Below are 19,306 nucleotides of genomic sequence, written 5' to 3' on the forward strand. Positions count from 1 at the left end.
TTTGATCTGGAAAAGTAAAAAGCATAACCTGCTGCTTGCCACGGTTGCTACTGTCTCATTGCTGGCCTGGTGGTCGCGGGCGGAAGGGATACGCGTGCCAGATCAAAAAAGCCTGGATCTTATAGAAAACTTCCTCTCCTGGCAGGATACGGTCCGCCAGGATACGGTAAAGTATATCCCAAGCCGCAGGCCTACTTTTACCCCCTCCGACCGTCGCGGCAGCCCGTTTGGCACCCGCAGCAGCAGCTCTCCCCTATTGCTTGGCCAGCCCGGCAACCTGCAACTGAACGTGGAGCTGGACGACAGCCTGCAGCAGTACAACATCACCGAGACCATCGGCGACAGTGTGCTGTACCGCCCGCCATCTTCCATGTCGATGCGGGAGTACTCGGAGTGGCAGCAGCGGGAAGCTATCCGCAACTACTGGCGCGCCAAATCCGCCGGCCTGGATGGCGAGAGCGTGGTCAGTAGCAACCGCCTGATCCCGAAGCTATACATCAGCCCGGTGTTCGACCGCATCTTCGGGGGCAACTACGTGGATATTCAGCCCAACGGCAACGTGTCGCTCAAATTCGGGGCGCGCTTTAACCGCAACGAGAACCCGACCATACCGCTCAGCCAGCAGCGCACCGGCGACTTCGACTTTGAGCAGAACATCTCCCTGAACCTGGTGGGCAAGATAGGTGAGAAGATGCGCCTCAACTTTAACTGGGACAACAACGCCAACTTCGACTTCGAGAACAACATGAAGCTGGACTACACCGGCTACGAGGAGGAGATCATACGCAAAGTGGAGGCCGGTAACGTGAGCCTGCCCCTTAACAACTCGCTGATTACCGGCGCACAGAACCTGTTCGGTGTGAAGGCGCAGCTGCAGTTTGGCCGTTTGGGCGTCACCACCATTGCCTCCAGCGTGCGTGGCACCAACGACGAGGTAGTGATCCAGAACGGGGGCCAGAACAAGCCCTTCGAGATCAGGGTGGACAACTACGACCGTGACCGCCACTTTTACCTGTCGCAGTTTTTCAGGGGACGCTACAATGATGCGCTTAGAAACCTGCCGCTCGTCAACTCTGGCATCGTGATTCGCCGCGTGGAGCTGTACGTAACCAACAACAACCGCTCTACCGAGAACCTGCGCAACATCGTCGCCTACATGGACCTGGGCGAAGCGGACCCTTACCGTGAAGCCTTCGATACCGGAAGGCCTGCCACTGCCCCTGCCGATAACCAGGCCAACTCGCTCTACAGCCGTATCTCCCCACCGACCAGCGCCGCCCGCAATAATTCGCGCGTGGATGCCTACCTGCAGTCGCTGGGGCTGGAGAAGGGGATCGACTTTGAGCACGTGCGCGCCCGCAGGCTGGAGCCGAGCGAGTATAAGTTCAACCCACAATTGGGTTATATCTCCCTTAACTCCGCCCTGCTGCCCGACCAGGTGCTGGGCATCGCCTTTGAGTATACTTACAATGGCAAGACCTATCAGGTAGGCGAGCTGATGGATGACTACCAGAACCTGGAGTCAGACCAAGTGATCCACATGAAGTTGCTGCGGGCCACCAGCCCTTCGCTCAACTACCCGACCTGGGATTTGATGATGAAGAATGTGTACGCGCTCGATGCTACCCAGATAAACCGCGAGGACTTCAAGCTGCAGATCGTTTACAAGGACGATGAGACAGGTGTGGACCTGACAAGTATAAAGGAGCCAAGCCCGATCCAGAACATCCCGCTGGTGGAGGTGCTCAACCTCGACAACGTCAACTCGAACAACGACAAGCCGAGCGACGGCAACTTCGACTTCCTGCCCGGCATCACCATCGATACCGAGAGCGGCAGGATATACTTCCCGCAGGTAGAGCCGTTCGGCGATTACCTGGCCAGCAAGCTGGAGGGCTACCCGAACCTGATCGAGCAGTACGTGTTTCAGGAGCTGTATGAGCAGACACAGACGGACGTGCAGCAGAACAACGTAAAGGCCAAGTTCTACATCAAGGGCAGGGTGCGCTCCACAGCTACCGACGAGATCATGCTGCCGGGCTTCCAGATTGCCGAGGGCTCTGTGGCCGTGTACTCCGGCGGCACGCGTCTGCAGGAAGGCACTGATTACCAGGTGTTCTACGACCTGGGCCGCATCAAAATACTGAACCCGAGCTACCTGAACTCGGCCAATGACCTGCGCGTGACTTATGAGAAGGCCGAGCTGCTCAATATACAGCCGCGCACCATGTTGGGCGCCCGCTTCGATTACCGCCTGAACGACGACGTGAACCTGGGAGCCACCGTGCTGCACCTCAACGAGCAGACCTTTATCAACCGTGTCAGTATAGGCGACGAGCCGACGAACAACACCATCTACGGCTTTGACATCAACATGCAGAAGGAATCGCGGATGCTGACGCGCTTTGTGGATGCCATTCCGCTGATACAGACCAAGGCTCCCTCGCTGATCACGTTCAGCAGTGAGTTTGCGCAGCTGGTGCCGGCCAAGTCCAAGTCCAACGCCAACGAGGACGGGGCTTCTTACCTGGATGATTTTGAGGGAGCCGAGACGCCGTATAGTTTGGGCGGCTTTAACAACAGCACCTGGCGGGTGGCCGCTACTCCTGCCCCGCTTATACCTGGCGAGGGCCTGGCCTACTCCTACAACCGCGCCAAGCTGGCCTGGTACACCATCGATCAAATTTTCTACCGCAACAGCAATAACCTGAAACCTGATAATATCACAGACCAGGAGCTGGAAAACCACTACGTGCGCCCTGTTCGGAGAACCGAGGTCTTTAAGGGCCGCGATGCCGAGGTTTCCACCAGCTTTGAGTACACATTTGACCTAGCCTACTATCCGCGCGAGCGTGGCCAGTACAACTATAACCCGAACCTGACGCCACAGGGCCTGCTGGCCAATGACCCGCGCAACAACTGGGGTGGTATCAGCCGCGAGATCTCCTTCGATACCGACTTCGACAATGCCAACATCGAGTACATGGAGTTCTGGATGATGGATCCATTTATGGAAGGCCCTAAGGGCAGGGACGGTGCTTTTGGCGGCAACGTTAACCCTAAGGATCCGGGGCAGCTGGTGCTGAACCTGGGCAATGTATCCGAAGACATCCTGAAAGACAACGAGTACGCCTTTGAGAATGGCCTTCCCGCCGATGCCAGCGATGTGCAGAACCTGGAGACGACCATCTGGGGCCGCGTAACACAGCAGCAGTTCCTGACAGATGCCTTTACAGGTATACCTGGGGGCAGGCAGCGGCAGGATATTGGCCTGGATGGCTTGAATGACGCTGATGAACGCACCTATTTCCAGGACCCTTTTCTAAGCCGCATCCCAGGCGCTCCTCCGCAAAGTGTGTTAGACGACCCATCGGCCGATAACTTCTTCCACCACCTGGACCCGGTGTATGACCAGCAGAACGCGGGCGTGTTGCAGCGCTACAAGAACTTCAACGGCATGGAGAACAACTCGCCGGAGAACAGCCGCTTTGCCAACTATGCCTACCCGGATAAGGAAGACCTGAACGGCGACAACGTTATCTCGGACCTGGAGCAGTATTACGAGTACAAGATTAACCTGACGCCGGGCCAGCTGGAAGTAGGGCAAAATTACATCGTGGACAAAGTGGAAGGCGATGGTGGAGCCATGTGGTACCAGTTCCGGGTGCCGGTGCGCCAGCCAACGGGTAGCGTGGGCAATATCAACGGTTTTAAGTCCATCCGCTTCATGCGCTTGTACATGACCGGCTTCGCAGACCCGGTGGTGGTGCGTATGGCGCAGTTCCAGTTTGTGGCGAACCAGTGGCGCAAGTTCGAACAGCCCCTGACCGAGGGTGTCCCTTGCCTTACCTGTACCGACGATGCCCGCAGCTTTACCGTCTCGACCGTGAACATCGAGGAGAACGGTCCGAATAACCAGGTGTCTGAAAACAACATCCCCTACGTGGTGCCTCCGGGCATCAACCGCCTCCGCGACTACGCCTCCACCAACGACCGCCGCCAGAACGAGCAGTCGCTGCAGCTGTGCGTGGAAGACCTGAAGGATTCCTTCTCAAAGGCTGTGTTCAAGAACCTCTCCCTGGACCTGCTGGCCTATAAGCAGCTGAAGATGTTCATCCACGCGCAGTCGGACGAGCCGGGTATACAAGACGGGGAGATGCAGGCCTTTATCCGTATCGGCACAGACTTTACCCAGAACTATTACGAGTACGTGGTGCCGCTCAAGTTCACGCCTCCCGGAAGCAATACAGCAGAATCAGTCTGGCCTACTGAAAATGAGGTCAACATCCCGCTGCAGGAGCTGGTGGATGCCAAGGCAGAACGTAACATCAACGCGCCGGGCAGTATTTTTGTACCTTATACCGTGACTACGGCCGATGGCAAACTGATCCGCGTGGTGGGTAACCCGGACTTTAGCGAGGTAGAGGGCATTATGATCGGTATCCGCAACCCATCAGATCCAAACACGGATGCCCGCTCGCACTCGGCCTGTATCTGGGTGAACGAGCTGCGCGTGACTGATTTCGTGAACCGTACCGGCTGGGCCTCCAACGCCCGCCTGAACGCTAAGCTGGCTGACTTTGCCAACATAACCGCCACCGGTGGTTATACGACCGTGGGTTTTGGAGGCCTGCAGCAGCCGCTCTCGCTACGCTCCCGTGAGGACATTGCCCAGTTCGACGTGAGTGCCAACATGGTGCTGGATAAATTCCTGCCGGAGCAGTGGGGCGTGAAAGTGCCGATGACGGTACAGTATGGCGTCACCTCTGCCCAGCCGCAGTACGACCCGCTGGACAAGGACATGCCACTGGAACAGTCGCTGACCAAGTTTAATGAGGACGATGCCCGCGAGGAGTATAAGAAGGAAGTGATTACGCGGGAAACGCGCAGAAGCATAAGCCTGCTGAACGTGCGGAAGGAGCGTACCAACCCGGAGGCTAAAGCGCGTATTTACGATATCGAGAACTTCGCCGTGTCCTACTCCTACTCCGAGCGCGTGTTCTCCGACATTGAAACTGACCGCGACTATACCAAGACTTATACCGGCGGCCTGGCCTATACCTTCGATAACACGCCAAGGAACTATCAGCCTTTTGCCAACAGCGAGAAGCTCAACTCGCCCTACCTGCGCCTGATCAAGGACTTTAACTTCTCGCTGCTGCCGAGCCGTTTCTCATTCCGCGCTGACCTGAACCGTTTCTATAACGAAACATACCTGCAGCGTCCGGACCCGGAAACGCGCTTTGTGACGACCCGAGGTATTGAGCCGGTATTCCAGAAGTCGTTCTTCTTTAACCGCATCTACGACATGCGCTGGGACCTGACCAAGAGCCTTACGCTGGACTATACGGCCACCAATCGCTCGGTGGTGGATGAGCCCGATGGCCGTATCAACAGCGAAATCGACTCGTTGCAGTATAAGAACAAGACGATCCGCGAGAACCTACTGAGCGGGGGACGTAACACTAACTTTAATCAGCTCATCGCCCTGAACTATAAACTACCGTTCGACAAGTTCCCGCTCACGGACTGGCTGAGCGCCGACACCCGCTACGCCACCACCTACATCTGGACGGCTGGCTCTACGGCCCTGAACCAGGATACTACCTTTAGACTTGGAAACACGGCTGAGAACAACGTGGAGTTTAGCGTAAACGGCAGGGTGGACCTGGTGAAGCTCTACAACAAGGTAAAGTTCCTCAAAGCCGTGAACACACCAACGACGGCCAAACCAGCCCAGGCGGCTGCCAACGACACGACGGCGGCCAAGGCCCCATCCGAGATGAAGTTCCTCAGAGGCTTAGCGCGGGTGCTGATGATGACCCGCTCGCTGAACGTAACGTACCTGGAGAACCGCGGCTCCATGCTGCCGGGCTACCTACCGGACACGGAGTTCTTCGGTTTTGATGATGCCTTTGAGGCACCGGGTCTGCCGTTTATACTTGGCAGGCAGTATGACCTGCACGAGCTGTATAGCCGCATGAACCGCAACGGCTGGTACACCGACAGCAGCCAGTACCTCAACACGCCGTTCAGCAGCATCTTTAGTGAAACTTTTACCGGCCGCGCCAACCTGGAGCCGTTCCGCAACTTTACTGTAACGGTGGATGTGCGCCGCGCCAAGTCTGAGATAGAGGAAGTGTTCTACCGCAAGGAGTTTGATGACTTTGGCAACGTAGGCACGGAAGACCAGCGCCAGAACCCGTTTACCTCCGGCGCGTTCAGCACCTCGTTTATGGCGCTAGGTACGCTGTTTGAGTCTACTGACGATGGCTTGTCCGATGCCTTTGAGCAGTTTATCCGCAACCGCCACGTGGTGCGCGACAAACTGACGGCTGCCAACACCGCCGCCGGCGACTCAGGGTATAGCCTCAACTCGCAGGACGTGTTGCTCAAGTCGTTCCTGTACGCGTACCAGGGCCGTGAGATAAATGGCTACGAGGCGAAGCACGAGAACCCGTTCAGCCGCCTGCCGATACCGAACTGGAGCGTAACCTATAACGGTCTGGAGCGCCTGCCGCTCTTCCAGAAATGGTTCAGCCAGATCAGCTTGTTGCATGCTTACAACTCTAGCTACAATATTACCAGCTACTCCACTTCGCTGGCCTATCAGCAGGAGCCGGAGGGCTTCCCGACGCAGAAGAACGAGTTTGGCCGCATAGAGCCATACTTTATCGTGAACCAGCTGACGGTGATAGAGCGCCTGGCACCGCTGCTGGGCGTCAACTTCAGGACGAAGACAAACCTTACCGGCCGGCTGGAGTATAAGTTGGAGCGAAACCTGTCGCTGAACCTGACGAATGCACAGATAACCGAGACGAACGTGAAGGATTACGTGGTCGGCTTCGGCTACACCACCACCAGCTTTAAGCTGCCGTTTACCAACACCACACTGGACAACGAGCTGACCATGCGCATGGACCTGCAGGTGCGGGATAACCAAACGGTGCAGCGCGCCATCTCCACCGACAATACCGGCGTGGAGCGCAGCCAGAACCAGATAACCAACGGTACACGCCAGTTGCAGCTGCGCCCAACCATAGACTACGTGCTGAGCCAACGCCTCAACCTGCAGTTGTATGTGCTGCGCACGGTGTCGGATCCAAAAATATCCACCTCGTTCCGCAACAGTGTCACCGAGGGCGGCGTTCAGTTGCGGGTAAGCCTGCAATAAAGTTTTAGCATTCAGAAAAAGGGCGTATTTTTGAGGAGTAATCTAAAAACACATATCACATGAACCTACCTGAAAACTTAAAGTATACCAAAGACCACGAGTGGGTACGCGTAGAAGGCGACGTAGCTTACGTTGGCATCACTGACTTTGCTCAGAGCGAGCTCGGCGACATCGTTTACGTTGACATCGACACCGTAGACAAGGACATCAACCAGAATGATGTATTTGGCACAGTAGAGGCCGTTAAGACCGTTTCTGACCTGTTTAGCCCACTAAGCGGCACGGTACAGGAGTTTAACGGGAAGCTGGAGGATAACCCGGAATTGGTTAATTCTGACCCTTATGGCGAAGGCTGGATCATTAAAATGTCTATAAGCGACGCGAGCCAGGTAGCAGACCTGCTTACAGCTGAAGGCTATCGCGAGGTAATTGGTCAATAACGCTAAGGTATAGGAGTAGTTTTGATCCTTCGCTACAACCTATTCACCATTATGTGGGCAGCAGTGATCCTACTGACGACACTGCTGCCCTCTCCCTCCCTTCCTGCTTCCCTCTCTCTCTGGGAGCTTATCTCCTTCGATTCCTTTGCGCACGCCTTCATGTTCTGCGTGCTTTGCTTCCTGATGATCGTGGGACTGTCCAAGCAGTTCACCTACCCGAAACTGCACCGCTACGCTATCCGCGCCAGTCTTCTTATCAGCACTCTCTTCGGTATTTCGATTGAGCTGATGCAGCACCTCTTTATCTATGGCCGCCAAGGCGATATCATTGATGTACTGGCTAACACCATTGGCTGCCTGCTGGGTATTGTGCTGTTCAAGTTGATTTATGTGTGGTAGCGGGAGTAATTAGCTTTCAGCTGCTAGGCTAACTTTTATACTTACCGGTTTATACTTTTGTAGCTTTGGTTTCGCTGGCGTGGGCTTGCAGCCCGTGACTTTTTAAACCTTATACTTCGGCTATACTTCACTAGCCCCTGCTTCCTGCAATTGGAGCCAAGCTATCCTTACTAGCTGCCTTTCCTCCACGGCCTTAATGCCTACCCGTTTCACTTCATACTTTGGTACTCTCCAACCCGAGAGGGCTCGTCCTGGGGGTAGGGGCCCTCGATAAGGGCATCGCGCTGGGAGCTTTTCCTGCCCTCGTACCTCGGGCTGCCCTTAACGGGCACCGGAAAAACTCGCATAGGCGCTCAACCCAAGGACTGGATATCAGTTCGATAGCTGCGACTAACGGAGCCCAACCACCTCTACCCCTCCTTAGATAAGGAGGGGTAGAGGTGGTTGGGCTCCGTACTAGCTTCGTCTCCTGTTCTTAGGGGAGGGGTAGTCTCCTTTTGAAGTCTCAGATCCCGAACTCATTTCGAGGCCGGGCACGGGGTTGTTAAACCCTATCTTACACTCCAAATTATCTTCTATCTTAGCACCATGAACAAGCTTTATACTTCCTTCCTCGCCCTATGCCTGGTTGCACCCACGCTTCTGCAAGCGCAGGACATGGCTCGCGTTCGGCAAACCCTGGATACCCTTACTTCCAAAACCATGTATGGCCGCGGCTATACGTTCGACGGCGACCTGAAAGCGGCGAAGTATCTCAAGTACAGATTCGAGGAGATGGGACTGGAGCCATTGGCAGGTGATGCATACTTCCAGGAGTTCAGTTTCCCGGTGAACCGCATTGTGGAGACGCCGCAGCTGCAGGTAAACGGGCAGGCGCTGGTGCCGGGGCAGGATTTCGTAGCACGGGCTTCTTCCGGCTCAGGGGCCGGTAAGGCCAAGCTACTGCCGCTCGACACCCTTATCTTCACAGAAGCCAGGGCAGCGCAAAAGTTTTTCCGCAAGGATTTCTCCAAAGTAGCCCTGGTGTACCCGCAGCAGGAGCAGAAGCGCTTGGCCGGGCTGCCGGTGCAGTACCAGCAACTGCTGCAGCAGGCAAAACTGCATATTATACTTCAGCCCAAAAACCTGCTCACCACCGTAGCCAGGCAGCAGGAGGCGGTGCCGGTGCTGGAGGTGCTGCAACATGTTTGGCCGCAGCAGGCCAAAAAAGTAACCTTTAGCGTGCAGGCCAACCTGAACCCGCAGCACCAGACGCAGAATGTGATCGGCTTTATCCCGGGTAGTCAGCAACCGGACTCGGTGCTGGTGTTTACCGCCCACTACGACCACCTCGGCAGCCAGGGTAGGGAAGTATACTTTCCGGGGGCCAACGACAATGCCAGCGGCACCGCCATGCTGCTGGAACTGGCGCAGCATTACAGCCGCCCCGAAAACCGGCCAAAGTATACCATGGTGTTCATGGCCTTTGCCGCCGAGGAGGCTGGCCTGCTGGGCTCCTTCCACTACGTGCAGCATCCGCTCTTCCCACTCCGCCAGATTTCCTTCCTCGTAAACCTGGACCTGCTGGGCACTGGCGACGATGGCCTGATGGTGGTGAATGGCAAAGTACATGAGCCAGCGTTTAAGTTGTTGCAGCGCCTGAACGAACAGCACCAGTGCCTGCCACAGATCAAAAGCCGGGGCAAGGCCGCCAACTCCGACCATTACCCTTTTTCGGAGGCAGGTGTGCCCGCCTTCTTCTTTTATACCTTAGGAGGCACCGCTGCCTATCATAATCCGCAGGACCATGCCGCACAGCTGCCGCTCACCAGATTTCCGGAGGTGTTTAAGCTGATAACTGATTTTGCCGGCGCCCTGATGGCAAACAATGAAGTGAATTAACAATAGTATACACTAAAAAGCCGGAGCCGCTGCAACAACGTTACAGCGGCTCCGGCTTTTATACTTGTAAGCTATACTTACAGGATGTTGTTGATCTGCTCTTTTATCTTCTCCAGTTCCTCCTTCATCTCCACCACATGATGCTGAATGGTGGCGTCGTTGGCTTTGGAGCCGATGGTGTTTATCTCACGCCCGATTTCCTGCGAGATAAAGCCCAGTTTCTTTCCGGTTGGCTCCGGCAGGTACACTGTTTCGGTGAAGTAGTGCAGGTGGTTTACCAGGCGTACTTTCTCCTCGGCAATGTCCAGCTTCTCCATATAATAGATCATCTCCTGCTCAAAACGATTCTGGTCGAAGTGCTCGGAGGTGGATATCTCCGCCAGGTGGCCACGTATGCGGGTACGGATCTGCTCCATGCGCACCGGATCATGTTTGTCTATCTCGGCCAGCAGAATACGGATGCGGTCTATGTAGGCCAATATCTCAGCCGTCAGCGCCTTGCCCTCATCGGCCCGGAAGGTGTTGATACCTTGCAGCGCCTCCTGCAGCAGCGGCTGCACCAGGCTCCACTCTGCCTCAGCGGTCTCTTCGTCCTGCTCCTCCTGCTGCAGCACCTCCGGCATGTGCAGGGCCAGTCGGAAGAGTTCTCCCTTGTCGGCTCCCAACTGGCTGGCCACCTCGCTCAACTCTGTGTAGTAGGCCTTTAGCAGGTCTTTGTTTACAGTATTGCGCGCCTTCTGCGTCTTGTTCTTCGTGAACTCCACATTTACGCTCACCTTCCCCCGCACCAGCGCCTTCTGCACCATATTCCGGATTTCATACTCTTTGTCAGAGAGTACTTTTGGGGTGCGCACGCTCAGGTCCATACTTTTGGAGTTGAGCGAGCGGATTTCTACGGAGATACAATACTGGTCGGCATCAAGGCGGGCACTGCCAAAGCCTGTCATGGACTGCAACATAAGCTCTTTATAAAATGATACTTTGGCAAATTAGGCATAATTCTTCAAATTTGCGCAGCCAGTGGCGCTAAAGCTGGTTAAAAGCCGCTGTTAACTGTGTGCGGTGCGCGTATAAATTCCTTAACTTTTTGAGCCATGAAATTTGGTGTAGTAGTTTTTCCGGGGTCCAACTGCGACCAAGACCTTGTTGATGCTATAAGCCTTGGCCTGGGGCAAGAATGCGTAAAGCTGTGGCACAAAGACCACGATTTGCAAGGATGTGATTTTATACTGCTGCCCGGCGGCTTCTCTTACGGCGACTACCTGCGCTCCGGTGCCATTGCACGCTTCTCTCCAATTATGCAGGAGGTGGTGCAGCACGCCAACCGTGGCGGCTATGTAATGGGCATCTGCAACGGTTTCCAGATACTGACCGAGGCCGGCCTGCTGCCGGGCGCCCTGCTGCGCAACGCCAACCAAAAGTTTATCTGCGACAACGTCTACATCAAGCCGGTAACCAACAACCTGCTGCCTACGCGCAACCTGGATCTGGACAAGGCCTATAAAATACCGGTGGCGCATGGCGAAGGCCGCTACCACGCCGACAAGGAAACGCTGCGCAAACTCGAGGACAATGACCAGATCATGTTCAAGTATAGCAGCAACGTGGCCGACACACACGACATTTACAACATCAATGGCAGCCTGCTCAACATTGCCGGTGTGGCCAACGAGCAGAAGAACGTGTTCGGTATGATGCCGCACCCGGAGCGCGCCGTGGACCCGGAACTGGGCAACACCGATGGCCGCGCCATTTTCGAGTCTATCCTGAACCTGGTAAACGCCTAGTTTAGTTAAACCATACTTTAAAAGCCCAAAGCCCCGGTTGACTACTCAGCCGGGGCTTTGGGCTTTTATAAAATACTGCGGGCTTCATCAGTAGTACCAATGCTGCTAGCCTATCTCATGGTTTTCAGCAGAAATTCGGTACTTTTGTACCCCAATAAAAAGTCGCAATACCTTATGACACTTACCCCACCTTGATTTTACCTGTTCAAGTATACTTTCCAGCTACCGGGCAAACAATAGTCTGCCCCGGTAGCTGGACATTCCATTTACCATATTTTATACTTTAAGAGCGGATTTCTCAAGGATTTGGGGTGCTGAGGCCGGTTGGCTGCGGGTTATGCTTTCTACTGGTACTGCGTAACAGTTTCATAGTATAACACCTTAGGAGGCGAGGCAGGAAGACATTTGCACCTGCTGCACCCACCAATTCCCCGCTCCGATTTTTCCTGACCAATACCATGAAACAATACCTCAGGCTGTTTGACTTCAGCCAAAAAGTCGATTATAAAATCGAAGTCCTGGCAGGCCTCACGGTCGCCATGACCATGATCCCCGAGTCCCTTTCTTTCGCCATACTTGCCGGTTTTCCGCCGCTAGTGGGTTTATACGCCGCCTTTATCATGGGCTTGGTAACGGCCGTTTTCGGTGGCCGGCCGGGCATGGTTTCAGGCGGCGCGGGCGCCACAGCGGTAGTGCTTATTGCCCTGATGCAGTCGCATGGGCTGGAGTACGTTTTTGCGGCCGTAGCGCTGGCCGGTATCCTGCAGATTTTGGTGGGCTTGTTTAAGTTGGGCAAGTTTATCCGTCTGGTGCCGCAGCCGGTGATGTATGGCTTTGTAAACGGCCTGGCTGTTATCATTTTCATGTCGCAGATAGAGCAATTTAAAATAGTGCAGAACGGTGAAGTAGCTTGGCTATCGGGCACGCCCCTATACGTCATGGCTGGCTTAGTAGCGCTGACCATCGCTATTATCGTGCTGCTGCCGCGCCTTACGAAGGCCGTTCCGCCATCGCTGGTTGCCATTATTGTAGTGTTCGGGGTAGTGATGGGCTTCGGCATTGATACAAAGCTGGTGAAGGACATTGCCGCAGTGAGCGGTAGCCTGCCACCTTTCCATATACCACAGGTGCCGCTAACGCTGGAAATGCTGCAGGTAATCTTTCCTTATGCTTTGATCATGGCCGGTGTAGGATTAACTGAAAGCCTGCTGACCCTGAACCTGGTGGATGAAATTACCGGTACCCGGGGCCAGGGCAACCGTGAAAGTATAGCCCAAGGCAGCGCTAACCTGTTGAACGGCTTTTTCTTCGGGATGGGCGGCTGCGCCATGATCGCACAAACGCTGGTTAACCTCTCGGCTGGAGCCCGCGCGCGTTTAGCGGGTGTTGTTGCTGCCCTTACTATTCTGGCGGTTATACTTGTTGGTGCTCCTATCATTGAGCGGGTGCCCATGGCCGCGCTGGTGGGCGTAATGGTCATGGTGGCCGTTGGCACTTTCGAGTGGATCAGCTTTAGGATCATCAACAAAATGCCGAAACAGGATGTGTTTGTGGGTATTCTGGTGGCAGTCATCACCATCTGGCTCCATAACCTGGCACTGGCCGTACTGATCGGCGTGATCATCTCGGCGCTGGTATTTGCCTGGGAAAGCGCTAAACGCATCCGGGCCAGAAAGTATACTGATACAAATGGGGTAAAGCATTATGAGATTTACGGGCCGTTATTCTTCGGCTCTGTTACTGCCTTTTCCGAAAAGTTCGATGTCCTGCATGATCCCCAGGAGGTAGTCATTGATTTTAAGGAAAGCCGAGTCGCTGACATGTCAGGCATAGATGCCCTGAACAAGCTAACGGAGCGGTACCATAAAGCTGGGAAGAAGCTCCACTTAAAGCACCTAAGCCAGGACTGCCTGCTGCTGCTCCGGAATGCCGAGCAGGTAATTGATGTGAACATCGTGGAGGACCCGCACTATGCCGTTGTTACCGATAAGCTGTCGTAACCTATAGCCGGTGCGAAAGTATAAACCCCGCTGCTCTTCAAGATATGAATGGCAGCGGGGTTTATACTTTTATACTTGATGAGCATGCTGCAGGGCAGACAGCAAAGCTTTTCACCCTTACTTCACCATTTCATTCACTCCGTCAATCATGGCTATCACCTCGCCGGGATGCTCCCCCACTTTCTCAGCGCGCTGCTTGCCTAGCCGCACGATCACGATGTTCTTTTCAGGTATCACGATGATGTATTGCCCCAGTATGCCCCGGGCATAAAAAATGTCCTGCCCTTTGTAGCCGGGCATCAGCCACCACTGATACCCGTAGAAGTCTACTTTTTTACCGGTAGAGGCATTCGTAAGACCATTGGGAGTAAGCGAGGCTTTGACATAGGCTGGCGGCACGATGGTATCGCCGTTCCAGATGCCCTTATGCAGGTATAGCCGGCCGAGGCGGGCGAAGTCGCGGGCATTGGAGAAAAAGCAGCAGTAAGCCTTCTCAACACCTTCGGGTTGGTCCACGCTCCACCCTGCATCCTGGGCTGCACCCAAAGGCTTCCAGAGCTTCTCCTCGGCGTATTCGCTCAGGCTCTTGCCGGTGGCCTCCTGCAGCACAAAAGCCAGCACCTGCGTGTCGCCGCTCTTGTAGGCCCAGCGCTGCCCCGGCGCCTCCTCCACATCCAGCCGGTTTATGACCTTCTTCAGGTCGGAGCCATAGTAGGCTTCAGTTGTCATGGAAAGGGGGTTCATGTAAGATTCCTCCCAGTTCAGGCCTGAACTCATCCACAGCAGGTGCTTTATGGTGATCTTGGCTTTATCACCCTTCCGGAAACCAGGCAGGAAATCACCCACCGGCTGCTCCACGCTTTTTATCTTCCCCTCTTTAATCGCCATGCCCACCAGCATGCTCACGATGCTTTTAGCCATGGAGAACGAGTTGCTCAGCGACTCCTCGGAGTAACCATCCCAGTACTGCTCGTAAAGGATGGAATCCTCTTTCACCACCAAAAAGGCCACCGACTCCAGTTTTTTGTGCAGTTGCTCCAGTTTCCGCGGCTGCTCCACCTGATTGTACATCTTAGTCAAGGGCCAGGGCTGCCCGGTAGCGGGTGCCTCTATCTCGCGCTGCTCAAAAATAGTGTTGTCGTCGATATCGGCGAAGTTGTAGACAAGGGCTTTGTAGATATAGTTCTTGTCGGCCATGTTTATCCAGGCTGCCAGCAGGCCCAGCAAAAGTAGCGTGCCCAGGCCAAAACGTTTGGCTTTGCGGTTCATCCGGTGGTGTGGTTGTCTTTAGAAATCGTAGCCCAGTGTTACGTAAAACTTAGGGCCTACGCGGTTATCCTCGGCCTCGCCCCAGGCTACATCCAGCTTGCCGTACACCCCCAGCAGCGTGGTGCGGGCACCAAAGCCATACCCCACCAGGAAGGGGTTGCGGTAGTTAATCACCGTGATGTCGAACTTATCTACATTCAGCTGCCCTGTAGACCCTCCGGTGATACGCGTGTTGATGGAGTTATCGCCTGAGAAGGGGTTGGCGCCGCTGTAGGCGGAGCCCGCATCGGCAAAGGCCGTAAGCTGCAGGTTACGGAAAAAGCCGGAGCCAATGGGGCCGTTGTACAGGTACTGCACAATGGGTATGCGCAGCTCGGCGTTGGCCAGCAGGTGGTTGCTGCCGCTACGCACGTTAAAGTTAAAGCCCCTGAGCGGGGTGACATACTCCAGGTAGAAGAGATCGGCCGGGGAGTTTACCTGCACGTCATTCAGTTCTGCCTCATCGTCCTCGTCGGCCAGCAGCCAGTTGTCCATTCCGCCGATCAGGAATTTTTTGGGCGAGTTGCCAAAAAACCTGCCATAGCTCAGGTGCGTGGCCAGTATGATCTGGCGATGGATCTTGAGATAATGCCGGAAATCAGCATAGAACTTATTGAAATCGCCCTGTGAGCCCTCAAAGCCCTTCAGGGCCATAAATCCGACCTTAAAGCGGGTCCCCTCGCGCTGGTTCACGCCCGTGATCACGCTGTTGTCATACACCAACTCCGCATTGCCCCCCCAGAACGTCTCCACCGTATCCGGAATAGAGAAGTCGTTCTTAAAGGTGAATCGGGTGCTGACGAACTTTGGCTTCAGGTGCAGGCTGGTGCTGTGGCTGAACGGGTACTTGAGCACCGGCGTCAGCTCGTTCTTGGTGAAGTTCACGATAGAGCCGGGCGCGTTCAGGAGGCTTCCGCGTAGCGTGGAGCGCTCAAACTGCACGCCCAGGTCCACGCGGCTGGTCAGGTTCATGTACTCAGCAAAGAAGTTGTTCGTCTCGAAGTCGGTGCGCATAAAGGCCGTGCCCCGGATGCGGTGGTTCTCGAACAGGTCTGCCATCTCCACGCCAGCCACCAGGCCAAAGCCCAGCAGCGGGTCGGCATGCACCGTGGTAATGATCTCTTGCACGCTAAAGCGCAGGTCGTAGTCCAAGGGGCCCAGTAAGTCTACGCCGTTGCCACTGCTGCCGGCTCTGCGCACAGGCGCCGTATTGCGCTTTTGCTGCTGCGCCTGCCGTTGGGCATCGTTAAACTCATAATCCTCTATGTTGATCTCCCCCTCCTCGCGCACATTGCCCTGCGTGCGTTTCTCCTGCTCCAGCAGCCTGCGGCGTGTAGCAGCGGCAGTGGCTTCCTGCGTGGTCCGGGCGCGGGTTTCAAGTATGATCTGGCGGGAGGTCTTTGGCAGTGCATCCAGCGTGGAGGCCTCGTAGTTGGGCAGCAGGTACACAAAGCTATTGCCCTCGTCGGCAGCTACCACCGCCAGTACATTGGCCGACGGCACGTAATCGTACTGCTCTATACTTTGCACAAAGTTCGTTACCGGTGTGTTGGTGCCAGTGCTCAGGTCATAGCGGTACACGCTCCGGATGCCGCTCTCCTCGCCCAGGTACACCAGGTTGCCATCGGCTGTGGGGCGCGGATTTACTTCGCTGGCGATGGAGCTGGTCAGCTGCCGCACGTTGCTATCCGGCCCCTCCTGCTGCAGCAGGAAGATGTCGTAGTTGTTTACAATGCTGTTGAAATCGGGTTTTGCGGCTGTGGCGGAGGAATCCTGCCAGCGGTTGGAGCTGAAGGCGATGCCCCCGTTATTGCGGAGGTACACCGGATCGATGTCGTCAAAGATATCGTTGGTGAGCTGCCGCTGCAGCCGGCCGTTGGACCCGAGCAGGAACAGATCCGTCTGACCATTCCGCACGGCACTTACCACAATAGACTGCCCATCTTCTGCGTAATCCATGCTGTTTACGTGCACGAACTGCTCCAGTGTGGCGGCAGGTGTGGTCAGGTTCTCGTAGAAAGGCACAAAAGAGTAACGGTTGCGGGCATCTACCTGGCGCAGCATGATCTTCCCTTTCCTCGACTCAATGAAGCCCAGTTGCGTGTTTGAGCGCCAGGCCAGCACCGGCATGTCGAAGTCTACGTGCTGATCCAGGTTCTTGTAGCCGGCGCGCCATACCACGCGGTCCTTGCCGGTGCGCACATCCTGCACAAAAATCTTGAAGATACCGTTATCGTTCTTCACATAGGCCAGCATGCTGCCCTCCGGGTTTAGCGCAGGTTTGCCGTAAAAATGCCCCTCCTTGTTCTTCTTAAAAAGCTTGGCCCCTTCCGGCAGCTGCACCAGTGGGCTCTCCGAACTGGTGTTTATCTGCACGTAATAGTTGTACCAGTCCTGCAGAAAGCGCTTGTATGGGATGTTCAGGCTGCTGGTAATGCCGATCTCCACATCACGGGTAATACGCGTCAGGTTCAGGATGTTCTGAATGGCGGTGTAGCCGTAGCGCTCTGCAATGTAGTTCCAGACGCTCTGGCCGGTAAGCCTGGGGCTCTTCTGGAAGATCTTCTCCGGCTTTGGCGTTCCCTGTTGTTCCAGCAGCATGTCGCGCATATAACTGTCCATCTCTATGCTCCACCCTTCTGCCGTGTAAGCGGATACGCCTGAGATAAACCACTCCGGCAGGCGCAGCAGGTAACTGCTCTGCAGAGCCTCCTTCAGGCTGCCGCCATACATCATGTCGTTCATCAGCAGCTCCGTTAGCTGGTAGTTCAGATCGTGCTTAAACTCCGTCTGCGTACCGCCATAGGCCAGCTCGATCTTGCTCTTCATGAACAGCGTTTCGCCGCCGGTCTGGTACTGGTCGTTGTTAAGGCCGATGTTGCTCTGCAGCAGGTCGGAGGGGGAGTTGTACAGGATGAGCGTGATCTTGGAGTAGGGGTAGTAGCCGATGAGGCTGGTAATGCGCTTTAGCTCCCGCTCGGCATATGCCGCGGCGTTTACAGCTTGCTCCTGCCCGTTCTGGTAGAAGTACACATTAAAGTTTTGGGTGCTGTAGAGCTTCCAGTCGAAGTTCTTATACTGTATCCGGCTCTTGCCAAAGGTATCTACGGTAGGCTGCGCCTGCACAGCAGAAGCCGCCAGAAGGCAAAGGATGAACAGCGATAGAAATCTGGAGGAAAAACGCATGCGCTTAGGGTTGCTGGTTCAGTTGTTCTATGTACTCGTAATATAACGATAAATATCTAAAAATGTGTATCTCCGGCATCAGCTCTTCTTCTCCGGCCAGTGCGGCAGCAAAGTGCTGCGCCAGGAAAGGGGCCATCAGCACGCCCTTGGAGCCCATTCCGTTGAACACGCTCAACTGTTTATACTTAGGGTGCGTGCCTGCCAGCGGCTTTCGGTCTCGCACAGCAGGCCGGATGCCCGCCCAGTGCCCGGTAACCTCAAATTGCTGTGGTGTGATCTGCCGGAAACGCTCGCTCAGTTCTTCCTGCCCTTGTGGCGTTGGTTTTTCGTCGGGGTTTCGCCAGTCGTAGGTGGCCCCGATAATGAAGCGGCCTGCTCCTTCCGGAACAACGTAAACGGCTTTGTTATAGATGCATTCCGGGCTGAAATTCTCTGCTGCCTGCACCTCCAGCACCTCGCCTTTGGTAGGTTGTATGGGCAGCCACTTAAAGTAGGGGTTGTGCACCACCTGGTAGCCCTCGCAGAAGATCAGATGATCGGCCTCTATGCTTTTATACTTTACACCGCTCTCCGTCAGTTGCAGCTCCTGCAGATCAAAGCGCTCCGGCAACAGCAGGTGCTGCCGCAGCAGGTCTTCTGTAAGCAGGTCCAGCATCGCGTAAACGTGCAGAAAGCCGCCCCGCCCGATCATAATGCCGCCAAACGGATCGTCGATACCCGGCTGGTTTATACTTTGGGTATGCGTGGCCAGGATGTAGTCGCCCCAGTTGCCGCCGGCGCTCTTGGCCATCCAGGTGTTTTGCTCTTCGATGGAGGAGAAGATCTTATAGATCGGCTTATGGAAAAATAACTCCTGACCGTAGCGCGCCTCCAGCGCATCGTAAAAAGCATCGGCAGCCGGTATAAACGTATCGGCCAACCACGATTTGGCAAAGCGCTTGCCCGCCACGGGGTTCAGCAGACCGGCCGCTACCCTGGAGGCGGAGTTCTCCTTGGGCTCGTCGATCACCAGCACCTTACGGTCACGGCGGCGCAGCGTCTCGGCTAAAATGGCGCCGGCCAGGCCATGGCCCACCACTATAAAATCGTATTTCATAGGGGCAAGTTACGAGATGTACCGCGTAAATTAGT

10 protein-coding genes are annotated in these 19,306 nt (G+C 55.3%); 6 read left to right on the plus strand and 4 right to left on the minus strand.

The annotated features are described in order from the left end of the window. Window position 1: 1 nt before the first annotated feature. The 4 genes from sov to OH144_RS15150 all read left to right on the plus strand — a co-directional run bounded on the left by sov (window position 2) and on the right by OH144_RS15150 (window position 9,894). A complete protein-coding gene (gene sov, locus OH144_RS15135) occupies window positions 2-7,174 on the plus strand; it encodes a T9SS outer membrane translocon Sov/SprA (protein WP_266203117.1) in 7,173 nt (2,390 codons plus the stop codon). A 59-nt stretch (window positions 7,175-7,233) separates the two neighbouring features. After that, the gene (gcvH, locus tag OH144_RS15140) at window positions 7,234-7,614 is read left to right on the plus strand and encodes a glycine cleavage system protein GcvH (protein WP_266203118.1); all 381 of its coding nucleotides are present in this window, start codon (window positions 7,234-7,236) and stop codon (window positions 7,612-7,614) included. Between the two features lie 51 nt (window positions 7,615-7,665). Beyond that, window positions 7,666-8,013 carry a VanZ family protein gene (locus OH144_RS15145; protein ID WP_266203119.1) on the plus strand — a complete coding sequence of 116 codons (348 nt, stop codon included), beginning with the start codon at window positions 7,666-7,668 and terminating at the stop codon, window positions 8,011-8,013. Between the two features lie 588 nt (window positions 8,014-8,601). Beyond that, window positions 8,602-9,894, plus strand: a complete 1,293-nt coding sequence (locus OH144_RS15150; protein WP_266203120.1) for a M28 family metallopeptidase — start codon at window positions 8,602-8,604, stop codon at window positions 9,892-9,894. A 77-nt stretch (window positions 9,895-9,971) separates the two neighbouring features. On the opposite strand, the gene OH144_RS15155 is transcribed toward OH144_RS15150, so the two are convergent. Further along, a complete protein-coding gene (locus tag OH144_RS15155) occupies window positions 9,972-10,853 on the minus strand; it encodes a YicC/YloC family endoribonuclease (RefSeq protein WP_266203121.1) in 882 nt (293 codons plus the stop codon). A 135-nt stretch (window positions 10,854-10,988) separates the two neighbouring features. Here OH144_RS15155 and purQ point away from each other — a divergent pair, with 135 nt between their 5' ends. Both purQ and OH144_RS15165 read left to right on the plus strand, forming a co-directional pair. After that, window positions 10,989-11,681, plus strand: coding sequence for a phosphoribosylformylglycinamidine synthase subunit PurQ (purQ, locus tag OH144_RS15160; protein WP_266203122.1), 693 nt, complete (start codon window positions 10,989-10,991; stop codon window positions 11,679-11,681). Window positions 11,682-12,139: 458 nt separating this feature from the next. Next, the gene (locus OH144_RS15165; protein ID WP_266203123.1) at window positions 12,140-13,681 is read left to right on the plus strand and encodes a SulP family inorganic anion transporter; all 1,542 of its coding nucleotides are present in this window, start codon (window positions 12,140-12,142) and stop codon (window positions 13,679-13,681) included. A 117-nt stretch (window positions 13,682-13,798) separates the two neighbouring features. Here OH144_RS15165 and OH144_RS15170 read toward each other — a convergent pair whose 3' ends face one another. The 3 genes from OH144_RS15170 to OH144_RS15180 are packed head-to-tail and all read right to left on the minus strand — an operon-like array spanning window position 13,799 to window position 19,271. Further along, window positions 13,799-14,950, minus strand: a complete 1,152-nt coding sequence (locus OH144_RS15170) for a serine hydrolase domain-containing protein (RefSeq protein WP_266203124.1) — start codon at window positions 14,948-14,950, stop codon at window positions 13,799-13,801. Between the two features lie 18 nt (window positions 14,951-14,968). After that, the gene (locus OH144_RS15175; protein WP_266203125.1) at window positions 14,969-18,175 is read right to left on the minus strand and encodes a hypothetical protein; all 3,207 of its coding nucleotides are present in this window, start codon (window positions 18,173-18,175) and stop codon (window positions 14,969-14,971) included. Between the two features lie 4 nt (window positions 18,176-18,179). Continuing rightward, window positions 18,180-19,271, minus strand: coding sequence for an NAD(P)/FAD-dependent oxidoreductase (locus OH144_RS15180; protein ID WP_266203126.1), 1,092 nt, complete (start codon window positions 19,269-19,271; stop codon window positions 18,180-18,182). Between the last annotated feature and the right edge of the window lie 35 nt (window positions 19,272-19,306).

The organism is Pontibacter kalidii (assembly GCF_026278245.1).
In the GTDB taxonomy this organism is placed as follows: Bacteria; Bacteroidota; Bacteroidia; order Cytophagales; family Hymenobacteraceae; genus Pontibacter; species Pontibacter kalidii.